Annotated in this window: 10 protein-coding genes; 4 read left to right on the forward strand and 6 right to left on the reverse strand. The window is 51.5% G+C overall.

Annotated features, from left to right (window positions below; all coding sequences use genetic code 11):
- Window positions 1-18: 18 nt before the first annotated feature.
- Window positions 19-3,423 (reverse strand): transcription-repair coupling factor, encoded by a 3,405-nt coding sequence (gene mfd, locus HOM51_18500; protein ID MBT5036506.1) that lies wholly within the window; start codon window positions 3,421-3,423, stop codon window positions 19-21.
- Between the two features lie 94 nt (window positions 3,424-3,517).
- Entirely contained in the window at window positions 3,518-3,769 is a 252-nt protein-coding gene (locus HOM51_18505; protein MBT5036507.1) for a succinate dehydrogenase assembly factor 2, read from the reverse strand.
- A gap of 74 nt (window positions 3,770-3,843) precedes the next feature.
- On the opposite strand from HOM51_18505, the gene recG reads away from it, so the two are divergent.
- Window positions 3,844-5,925: an ATP-dependent DNA helicase RecG gene (gene recG, locus HOM51_18510; GenBank protein MBT5036508.1), complete on the forward strand. Its 2,082-nt coding sequence runs from the start codon at window positions 3,844-3,846 to the stop codon at window positions 5,923-5,925.
- Window positions 5,926-5,930: 5 nt separating this feature from the next.
- Here recG and HOM51_18515 read toward each other — a convergent pair whose 3' ends face one another.
- Window positions 5,931-6,713, reverse strand: a complete 783-nt coding sequence (locus HOM51_18515) for a DUF502 domain-containing protein (protein MBT5036509.1) — start codon at window positions 6,711-6,713, stop codon at window positions 5,931-5,933.
- Window positions 6,714-6,849: 136 nt separating this feature from the next.
- Complete coding sequence (locus HOM51_18520) at window positions 6,850-7,194, reverse strand: cyclic nucleotide-binding domain-containing protein (GenBank protein ID MBT5036510.1); 345 nt, start codon at window positions 7,192-7,194, stop codon at window positions 6,850-6,852.
- 159 nt (window positions 7,195-7,353) lie between these two features.
- On the opposite strand from HOM51_18520, the gene HOM51_18525 reads away from it, so the two are divergent.
- Complete coding sequence (locus HOM51_18525) at window positions 7,354-7,785, forward strand: NUDIX hydrolase (GenBank protein MBT5036511.1); 432 nt, start codon at window positions 7,354-7,356, stop codon at window positions 7,783-7,785.
- Between the two features lie 2 nt (window positions 7,786-7,787).
- On the opposite strand, the gene HOM51_18530 is transcribed toward HOM51_18525, so the two are convergent.
- On the reverse strand, window positions 7,788-8,540 hold the full coding sequence (locus HOM51_18530) for a DUF2927 domain-containing protein (protein ID MBT5036512.1): 753 nt from the start codon (window positions 8,538-8,540) through the stop codon (window positions 7,788-7,790).
- A gap of 13 nt (window positions 8,541-8,553) precedes the next feature.
- Entirely contained in the window at window positions 8,554-9,675 is a 1,122-nt protein-coding gene (locus tag HOM51_18535) for a hypothetical protein (GenBank protein MBT5036513.1), read from the reverse strand.
- Window positions 9,676-9,819: 144 nt separating this feature from the next.
- Here HOM51_18535 and HOM51_18540 point away from each other — a divergent pair, with 144 nt between their 5' ends.
- Both HOM51_18540 and HOM51_18545 read left to right on the forward strand, forming a co-directional pair.
- Window positions 9,820-10,335, forward strand: a complete 516-nt coding sequence (locus tag HOM51_18540; protein ID MBT5036514.1) for an amino acid-binding protein — start codon at window positions 9,820-9,822, stop codon at window positions 10,333-10,335.
- A gap of 70 nt (window positions 10,336-10,405) precedes the next feature.
- Window positions 10,406-11,151: flagellar motor switch protein FliG (locus HOM51_18545; GenBank protein ID MBT5036515.1), on the forward strand; the 746-nt coding region annotated here is incomplete at its 3' end.

An 11,151-nucleotide genomic window follows, 5' to 3' on the forward strand; every position in this document is an offset into this window, starting at 1 on the left:
TTTGTCCTTTTATCGGTACTAGGCGGCGTCAGCAATTTCGGCGAGACGCTTAACCAGGAAGGTCACCCCTTCAAGCCGCTGCTTAGGTTTATCCCAAGAACGACGATATACAAGGGTCTGATCCGGCCGAACCTTCATCGTGCCGGCTTGCGATGTGATGTATTCCACCAGTCCCATGGGATTGGCGAATTCGTCGTTGCGAAACTTGGCGGTTGCACCTTTGGGGCCAGCCTCGACACGCTCAACCCCAGCTTTCAGGCAGAGTCTCTTGATCGCGACTGTATCTAACAGGTTCTCAACCTCCGCTGGTACAGGACCAAAGCGATCGATCAGTTCAGCTAGGAATGACTCAATCGCGTCCAAATCTTCCAACGCGGACACCCGGCGATAAAGTTCCATGCGAACGCCTAAGTCCGTCACATAATAATCAGGAATCAGCACCGGCATGCCGAGTGAGATCTGCGGGCTCCAATCAGCACCAGGAGCGTTATCCTCGTCCAACCCTTTTGCCTCGGCAACAGCCTCTTCCAACAATTGTTGATAAAGTTCTATCCCGACCTCGCGAATGTGTCCGGATTGCTCGCCGCCCAATAAGTTTCCGGCACCGCGTATATCCAGGTCATGACTGGCCAAAGAAAAACCAGCCCCTAAAGAATCAAGCGTATGCATGACCTCAAGACGCTTTTCAGCGGCCTTGGAGAGCTTCTGACGCACCGGCAGCGTCAGATAGGCATAGGCCCGAATTTTGGATCGCCCCACCCTGCCCCGGAGCTGATACAACTGCGCCAATCCGTACATATCCGCCCGGTGAAGGATAATCGTGTTGGCGGCTGGCAGGTCGAGCCCGGATTCGACAATATTGGTTGAGAGCAAGATATCGAATTTTCCGTCACTAAAATCGTTCATCGCGTCTTCGATTTGACGGGTTGGCATTTGCCCGTGAACTTGAGCGAACGAGGCCTCTGGTACCAATTTAGTTAAGCGCGACGCGACACCGTCCAGGTCTTCAATCCGCGGGCAGACATAGAAAATCTGCCCACCCCTGAACCGTTCGCGCTGGATAGCTTCGCGAATGACCACCGGATCAAATGGCAGAATAAACGTCCGAATGGCCAGACGGTCGACGGGTGGGGTCGCGATCAGACTAAGCTCACGAACCCCAGTCAGCGCCATTTGTAGGGTTCTGGGGATCGGCGTCGCGGTCAGGGTTAAGACATGCACGTCAGCGCGGAGGCTTTTTAGTTTTTCCTTATGCGCCACACCAAAGTGCTGCTCCTCATCAATCACCAACAACCCTAAGTCCCGAAACTTTACGTCCTTAGCCAGCAATGCATGGGTGCCAATGACAATATCAACTGTGCCTTCGCTCATACCCCGTTTGGTTTCCTTGGCATTCTTAGGGGTCACAAACCGAGATAACTGTTCGACCTGAATTGGGAAGTCGGCAAAGCGTTCGCGAAACACTTGGAAATGTTGCCGAGCCAATAAGGTTGTAGGCACGACCACAGCGACCTGTTTGCCCGCCATAGCAGAAACAAAGGCGGCCCTGAGTGCGACCTCAGTCTTGCCGAACCCAACATCGCCGCACACCAACCGGTCCATCGGGTGACCGCCTTGCAGGTCGCCCAGGGTGTCGCTGATGGTGCGCAGTTGGTCTTCGGTCTCCGTATAGGGGAAACGCGCGCAGAATTCATCGAACGAGCCGTCACCGGAGGTCAAGATGGGGGCATGGCGTAGGTTCCTGGCGGCGGCAACTTTAATGAGCTCATCCGCCATATCGCGAATGCGTTTCTTCAGCTTTGATTTTCGTGCCTGCCAACCGGCACCACCCAAGCGGTCAAGCTGCACACCAGCTTGCTCTGAGCCATAACGTGTAATGAGTTCAATGTTCTCGACCGGCAGATAAAGCTTATCCCCACCATCATAGACCAAGCGCAGGCAATCATGAGGCGCGCCCGCAACATCCAGAATCTCAAGTGCATCGAACTTTGCAATGCCGTGATCCATATGGACCACCAAGTCGCCTTCCTGTAATGACGAGGCTTCGGCGATGAAGTTCTCAGGTTTGATCTTGCGCTGATGGGACCGGGTACGGCGTTCGCCAAAGATATCCTGCTCGGAAATCACCGTCAGGCCAGGGCCCGTAAACCCACGTTCAATATCGGCCACTGCCAAGGCGATACTTTTGGCGGGAAGTTTCTTTGCCGCGTTTAAATCTTCGACAAGGGCGATACCGTTAACCCCATGATCCCTTAGGACGACGGACAAGCGTTCGCGTGTTCCAACAGTGTGGGCGGCCAGCACGATCGATTGACCCTTGGAAATCTCATTTGCGATATGTTCGGCCAAAGCATCCAAAACATTGAGCCCTGATTGCACACGCGCATCGCCAAAATCCTTGCCGGGGTGTCCCAATGCATCCACACCTGCGGCACCATCAGCCAAGGCAAAGGGCGACAATTGCGCGGTCGCCCGGTCCAAAAGAAATTCGTTCCATTCGGTGGGGCTTAGATAAAGCTTTTCGGGCGGCACTGGGTTGTAGACCGTGTCGGTGTTTAGGGCGGCCCCTGAAACGTCCTTTCGAGCTTGGTAATACTCGCCAATCAGTTCAAGCCGTGCATCTCGGGCTTCCTCTGTTTGATAATCCAGGACAACCGGGGCCGAGGGCAAATAGTCCGCCAACGTCTCTAGTTCGTCGTAGAACAAACCCAACCAATGCTCCATGCCCATCATCCGTCGGCCTGACGAAACCGCCTCGTAAAGCGGGTCTTCGCCGCCAACAGCGCCAAACAACTTGCGATATCCAGAACGGAACCGGGAAATACTTTCATCGTTTAGCAGAACTTCGCTGACCGGGATCAGATCGAAAGTCTTTACGTCATCGCTTGAGCGCTGAGAAACCGTATCGAAGGCGCGGGCTGTCTCCAACTCATCGCCAAAAAAATCCAGCCGTACAGGGAGATCACGGCCAGGGGGGAAAACATCAATGATCCCGCCCCGCACTGCAAACTCACCGGGCTCCATCACTGTTTCAGAACGCCCATAACCGTTGCTCAACAGGAATGTCGTCAGGTCTTTCGGGTCAAGTCGGTCTCCAACCTCAACCGTCATCGCAGATGATTTATAGGAATCGCGCGGCGGAATTCGCTGCAAAACAGCAGATACAGTGGTTAAAACGACTGCACCAGCAGGTCCTGGTGCCTCTCCTTTCGCCAAATGGATCAGGCTGGCGATTCGGCGGCCGACGATCTCAGAATTCGGCGATACCCTGTCATAGGGCAGACAATCCCACGCCGAAAACTCGATTTGTTCAACCTCAGGAGCCAGAAATTCCAGCGCAGCACTCATACGCGCCACGCCAACATCATCCAATGTCACAAACAGGATTGGCGAATTCAAGCGCGACGCGCTCTCCCGGGCCATCTCCGCCAAGACCAATGCATCAAACCCAGCCGGGGCACCAGCAACAAGAGATGTTCCCAGGGTATCTATAATTTTATTTAGTTTATTCAATTTATTATAAGCTTAACTTAAAGTTTTGTATTAAATTAAATATCTCATTGTCGTATTTTTCTGGAACTGGTTCCCGTCCCGCAGCCCAGTTAAACAAGTCGTTATCATTGACGTCCAACAAGGCTTCCAATTGATCAACAAGTTCGTCGCTTAACGTTTCCAAATGAGCATTGGCGAACGATCCAAATAGCACATCGTTTTCCGCCATTCCCATATGGTTAAAACGAAACTTCATGCGCTTGCGCCGGTCATCCATGTTCTCACACCCTTCAACATTAATCCCCCGATATAAAACTTCCCGGGAGCTATGTCAGCACGTAAGATTAGCGTATGCGTCCTGAAGTCCTATATCCCCTGTTTCAACCGGTCACAAACTTGCCTGGCGTAGGCGCACGCAATGCAAAGTTTCTGGAGACACTAGCCGGACCGGAAATCCATCATCTGCTCTGGCATTTGCCCAGCGGCATCATTGACCGACGCTATTCCCCAAAGGTCGCTGAAGCTATATCCGGGCGCATTGCCACCCTAACCCTGCAAGTGGATCAGCATAGAAAACCACCCCAAAAACGCCTCCCTTATAAGGTCTTCTGCTCCGATGAGAGCGGCACCCTAACTCTGGTTTTCTTCCATGCCCATAGCGATTATCTCAAGAAATCTCTACCTGAGGGAGAAACACGGGTAGTCAGCGGCAAAGTCGAACAATTCGGCCAAGAAATTCAAATCACCCACCCAGATCACATCTGTACACTAGAAGAGCGCGATCAAATGCAGGCGGTGGAGCCGGTTTATCCCCTCACCCAAGGCTTGTCGCTGAAGGTTCTGGGGAAGATCCTCCGCGCCGCCCTTAAAAGTGCCCCAGAGTTGCCGGAATGGATCGACGAGTCCTACCTAAATCAGCAGAAATGGCCCGCGTGGCACCCGGCGCTAATGTCCGGTCATGCCCCAGAGGATGAAAAGTCCCTGGAACCAACGTCCTTAGCTCGTTCCAGGCTCGCTTATGATGAGCTTCTGGCGAACCAATTAGCCCTCGCACTCGTCCGCGCCAACATGCGCCGCCTGAAAGGCCGTTCTATCGAAGGAGACAGCAGTCTCTGCCGCAAAGTCCTCGACACCCTCCCCTACGCCTTGACCTCATCCCAAGAAACCGCGCTCACAGAAATCAAGACCGACATGTCGAGTGACGACCGCATGATGCGGCTGCTGCAAGGGGATGTCGGCAGCGGCAAGACCGTGGTCGCGTTGATGGTGATGCTGGGCGCGGTGGAGGCTGGGTATCAAACTGCTATTATGGCCCCAACCGAAATACTTGCCCGCCAACACTTTGAAACCATTGAGCCATTGGCAAAGGCGGCAGGATTGGAAGTAGTCCTCTTAACCGGTCGAAATAAGGGTAAGCCCCGAGATGCCATACTGGAAAAACTCGCCAGCGGTGCGGCCCACATTGCCATCGGCACCCATGCTTTGTTTCAAGACGACGTGGAATTCGAGAACTTGGGTCTCGCAGTCATCGACGAACAACACCGATTCGGCGTGCACCAACGCCTGACACTCGCGGCTAAGGGCTCCGCGGTGGATATGCTTGTTATGACCGCAACACCCATTCCCCGGACCCTGATGCTGACGGCCTACGGTGACATGGATGTCTCTCGCCTGTTGGAAAAGCCAGCTGGCCGCAAACCGATTGATACGCGTGTGCTTCCTCTTGAACGGCTAGACAATGTTGTCGATGCAATCCGGCGAACATTAAATGAAGGATCAAAAGTCTTTTGGGTGTGTCCGTTGGTGGAAGAATCCGAAGTCATTGACGCCGCAGCTGCCGAAGAACGCTATGATCACCTGAAACACTTGTTCGGGGATCGTGTGGGCTTGGTCCATGGACGCATGAAGGGACCGGAAAAAGACGCTGTCATGGAGGCATTCGCCAAGGGTAACGTTGATATCCTGGTTTCCACAACGGTTGTTGAAGTTGGCGTTGATGTTCCCGAGGCGACCGTCATGGTGATCGAACACGCCGAAAGGTTCGGGCTTGCTCAGTTACATCAGTTGAGAGGCCGCATCGGGCGCGGCGAACGTCCTTCCACCTGTTTGCTACTCTATGCCCCTCCCCTAACCGAAACAGCCCGTGCGAGGCTAAAAATTTTGCGTGAAACCAATGATGGGTTCGTTATTGCGGAAGAAGATCTCCGTCTGCGGGGAGCGGGTGAACTGCTGGGCACCCGCCAAAGCGGTTTGCCAGAGTTCAGACTGGCAGATTTAACCATTCACGGGGAATTACTAGCGACGGCCAGGGACGATGCCGCACTGATACTATCCAAAGACCCAGAGCTTAAAGACAAACGCGGCCAAGCGCTTAGAACGTTGCTCTATTTGTTCGAGAGAGACGCTGCGGTGAAGTTTTTGCAGTCGGGATAGAGTTATTATTTTTTAGCAACCAAGATAGGCGTGCCCTCTTTCTCTCGTAAAAGATCCATGTCCTCATACGTCGTCGCCGAGATTTTCGGTATTTTCTGTTCTTCGAGCGGACGGTGGTCAGGCGGCGTGACGATACCACCCGAAATGACCATCTTGATCGCTTCTTCGACGGGCATATCGAGCGTCACGAGGTCCTTCTTAGGGACAAATAACAGGAATCCAGAGGTCGGGTTCGGCGTCGTCGGAATAAAGATATTGATACATTCCTCGACCGTCAGGTTTTGTACCTCGCCCTCTGTCTTTCCGGTGATAAAGGCAATCGCCCAGATGCCGCGGCGGGGGTATTCGACCAATACAGCTTCCCGGAACGCATTGGATTTCTTGGAAAATACAGTCTGCAGAATTTGCTTAATCGCGCTGTGGACGCCGCGCACTACCGGCAATCGCGCTAAGAGGTTGTCCACCACCCGATGATAGAACCGCCCAACGAAGCCAGCGGTTGCGGCACCAATCAGGATCATCACTACGGCAACGACAATCAAACCAACACCAGGAAGTCCAAACGGGACATCGGCTTCCGGATTGTAAAAATCAGGAACCAGAGACGCGACCCAGCGGTCGACGAATTTCGTAAAGACCCAAACCAGATAAAACGTCAGTGAAATCGGCACGGTCACCAAGACACCCGCCAAAAAATACCCGCGCAGGCGTGCGCCTAGTCCACGCCTGGGCGCATGAGCAGATTTGCCGTCGCCAGTTTTTGACGTCTTTATTTTATCTTGAACCATATGTTTTGTTCCAATCGGCTTCTAACTCAGCCTTTGCCATTGCCCATGGTATAGGGTGATGTGCCATATCCGCACAATGCCAGTATCAAATAATTAAAGTATTAACGCCGCCAAGAAGGTATCTGAGAGGAAAAAATCAATCACGCTGCCGGATGGTATCAACAAAGATATTTAATAGGCCGCGTATGAAAGGGTCAGTTTTCTGTAGTTTTTGGTTAAAAATTTCCCGAGATATCACAATCACCGTTGTGGGCGCAGATGCTTCCGCCCTGGCCATCCTGGGTTGATCGTCGACCAAAGCCATTTCACCAAATATTCCCCCTTTGCCAATCGTCCCCAAAACGGTGTCTTCATTTTCAAAGTTCCGAACAATCTGGATTTCGCCATCTTGAATGATATAGGCGCTTGTGCCGGTCTCTCCTTGCTCAAAGACTGACTGCCCTTGCTGAAAGGTCTTTCTATCCAGAACCTGCGTATTCATGTCCTCTGGCCCCTCATTGGTGCATTTTGACGAAAATGTTCGAAAATAGTTGGCACCATATTACTGTAGATTAACAAAGAAGCTATCCATAAGTGTTCCCTTGCCCAAAGAACAACCATAACTTACCCCTAGAGTGTCCCAACAAAAGGTATCTTGCCCGTGTCACGATTTTATCCCTCCCACCCTTTGGTCGGTGTCGGCATCGTAATTTGGAAGGAAAATCAGTTCTGCCTCATAAAACGAGGCAAAGCACCGCGCAAAGGGCGACTCAGCCTGCCGGGCGGCGCACAGGAACTGGGCGAAACCTATTTCGAAACCGCCAAGCGCGAAACCTTCGAAGAAACTAACATGGTCGTCGAAGTCCTGGGGCTCGTCGATGTCGTCGATTCGATCACACACGATGATGAAGGCAAGGTGAAGCAGCACTACACCCTGGTTGACGTCTACGCCAAATGGGTATCAGGCGAACCACAAGGCGGCAGCGATGCGATGGAGGCGGCTTGGTATCCCTTTGAGACTCTCGAATCGCTGAAATTATGGTCGGAGACAGAGAGAATTATTCAAAAATCGCATGCGCTTTTGCACGACTAGACTTAACGCCCTTTAATCGACTGCACCATCAATACCATCCCTTTGCGGTAATCACCGATGATGTCTCTGGCAACCAACAGGGCCTGTTTGCGTTTCATGCCGGGCATCATGCGGGGATGGTAAAGCGTGCTCAGTAAGATTTTATCAGGGAGAGTCAGAGTTTGGAGTTTGTCTTTTTCACTGAAAACAGAAGGCCTGAGGTTATCGCTGTCGTTGGGCAGACCTAGGCTTTGGGTGAATTCTTCCAAGAGACAATGGCTGATCTGATCATCGCCACCTATGTTGTTCACAATTATCTGAGTGAGGTAAATCTTTCCCTCTTTGGATTGGCTGAAGAATGAACATCCAGGCCCGGTGACGGTGATGGATTTCTTTCCAAGATTGATTTTGCCACCTTTGGGAATAAAGGTGATTTGTAGATTTGCATCTTTTTTAACCGTCTTGGCGCCAATGCCAGCGAGTGGAAGGACAGCCTGGATATGCTTTTGCAGGGCCGCGATCACTGCCTTGGAAGGCTTGCCTCGAACACTGATTTTTAGTTTCTCAGTCCATTTGGTAATCACCTTGAGTTTATATTTTGGATCAACATCCGAGCCAAAAACAATCTCTTCGAAATAGTCGACCAAGGCATCCACGGGCGGCACATTAAAGGCTTTGGCTTTTTTCTCAGCGGCTTGGGAGGGCCCGGCGGCACTCAAAACCAAAAACAAACCAAGAAATAATGGGCCAATAACATTTATTTTCGAAAATATCATTATCCGAAATTCCTTATTTCCGCGGCGCATGAATGTACCAACTATCTTTAACTTTTCGGGCCATTGGCAGGTGCTTTTCGAACAAATAAGCCGGTGCAGTAAACGACCACGCCAGAACCGTGTCACCCACGCCACTCGGTAAAACCAAGGTCCACTTTTTGTATTCCTGATCGTGCAAATGATACGTTAGAATGATTTCTCGACCCAGAAGGGAGAACCCTTTTCCCTTAAATCGATAGGGCACTTCTCCTAATGATTTGAGATTCTTTGCAGCCCCCTTTATCTCAGATTTTATCGTCGTCAGAACCTTCCGCACGGCGTCGTCAGGCCCCTTGGCTTTGGGACGAAGAGACCGCACACCAATTAACGTATAATAGGTATCAGCACCTTTGGGGCCGCTGAAATAGACGGTGGAGGGATTTGGGTTAGACGCCACCCAAGTCCCAGGATACTTCAGCGAATACCCTTCCAAAGGACCGCCATAATGTTTTAGTGCCGCCTGAGCAGGCGGATTGGCCTGAGCCATTACAGGGGCCTTCGAATTTCTTGGTGCCATGGCTTGCGCGGAGGGCTTTGGAACACCTGCTAGTTCGGGTGGGGCCGGATGAAAATTCTCAACCACCCAATCGAATATATTGCTGAGGGAGGGGAACGTTCGAGGTGCCGCCACAAACATGATAACAAAATCTGTTATTGCCCCCCTGACAATGACTGTCCGCGTCCGGATGTTCGATCCCTCGTAAATCGCATCATAGGCCGGCAGGCCGCCGACATTTATAAATCGTTCGCCAATTTTATGAGACCACCGTTTGCCCTTGCCCATTTCCTGGGACTCTAGTTTGCCGATCATATGCTTTAGGTCGATGGTGCGGTTGCGATCATCTGTTTGAATGCTCACCACGTATCCACGGCGTGATCGAATCATAAGATCCTGTCGCTTTCCGCGGGGCACGACTTTTTCCCCTGGTGGCACTGCAATAATAAATTTTCGCACCGGGTGCGTATACTGCGTGACCTGGGCTGTTGGACGCGCTGAGGGTGTGGCTGCGCCAGAACTCGATTGCGCGCCAGCAATACCCGCTGACAGCAACCCTGCCATACATGCTACAGCGCCTACGATTCCGTTCCAATTCATTGCATTCTCCATGGTTCATCTTGAACCGTTATGAAAATGATAACAATCAGGAGAACAAACTGCCACTTCTCCCTGACGCTCCAGAAGTGCTAACTTGCACAGAGAGGATTAACATCATCTTATTGAGGCCAGATTATGGATAACATGGGTATTGTAACAATCGATTGTGCAGACCGGGTAGGGTTGGTTTCAGAGACCGCCGGAATCCTGTTTGATTTGGGTGCGAACATGGAAGACACCGTGTTCCGCGTGTTTGGTGACCAGGCGAAACTAACAGCCGTATGCGATTTTCCCAGTGACCTCTCATTGGATGAATTACAGTTCTCCCTCATAGAGCAACTCGGGCTCGGAAACGAAGAAGTTAATGTTGCTCCTTATACAGGCCCAACGTTGGAAAATCCTTCTGAGTCGATAACCCACCGAATTATTGTGAGTGGCGGAGACCGCCCTGGGTTAATTGCGCGACTCAGCGAGGTCTTTGTTCAATTTAGAGCAAATATTGTGCGCCTGAATGCGGAAAAATCGAGCGACGATGAAAATGCCACCTATCGTATTCGAATTGATCTATCGATATCTCCTAAAAATGAGCGGGCATGCCTCGCGACAATCGCCAATACGGCCGGTGAATTAGGCTTGAATTGCGCTTGGGAAAGCGTGTAAATAGGCTATAAATTTGTTATAGTTAATTTACTTTTTTATCGAACAAAACTGCGGTTAAGAAAGATCAACCATGGCAAAACTCAGAGGTGACAGTCGAAAACTCAATGGCGGACAGAAAGCGGCGGTCTTCATGCTGGCTTTGGGGCCTGATTATTCGGCTAAATTGTTTGAGTTAATGGACGACGAAGAAATCCGCGACTTGTCGCAAAGCATGTCGACCTTAGGGGGTGTTGAATCAACCACTGTGGAAGGTTTGTTTGTGGAATTTGCGGATCAACTTTCCGGCGGTGGTGGTAATTTAACCGGCTCATTCGACAGCACGGAACGCCTGCTCCACCAGAGCTTGTCGGAAGAACGTGTCAACTTGATCATGGAAGAAATCCGGGGTCCTGCGGGTCGCACCATGTGGGACAAGTTGGACAACGTGAACGAGGCGGTTCTGGCCAACTATTTCAAGAACGAATATCCGCAGACCGTGGCCGTGGTGCTCTCAAAAATCAAATCTGATCACGCCTCAAAGGTGTTGGCATTACTGCCGGAAAACTTCGCCATGGAAGTCATCATGCGGATGCTGCGGATGGAAGCGGTACAAAAAGATGTGCTTGATAACGTTGAACGCACGCTGCGCACAGAATTCATGACCAACTTGGCGCGTTCGGCCAAGCAAGACAGCCACGAGATGATGGCCGATATCTTCAACGGCCTTGATCGGAATACCGAGAACCAGTTCATGAGCGGACTGGAAGAACGCAACCGAGAGAGTGCTGAGAAGATCAAATCGCTAATGTTCACCTTCGATGATCTGGCCAAGGTCGA

The organism is Rhodospirillaceae bacterium (assembly GCA_018660465.1).
GTDB lineage: Bacteria > Pseudomonadota > Alphaproteobacteria > Rhodospirillales > JABJKH01 > JABJKH01.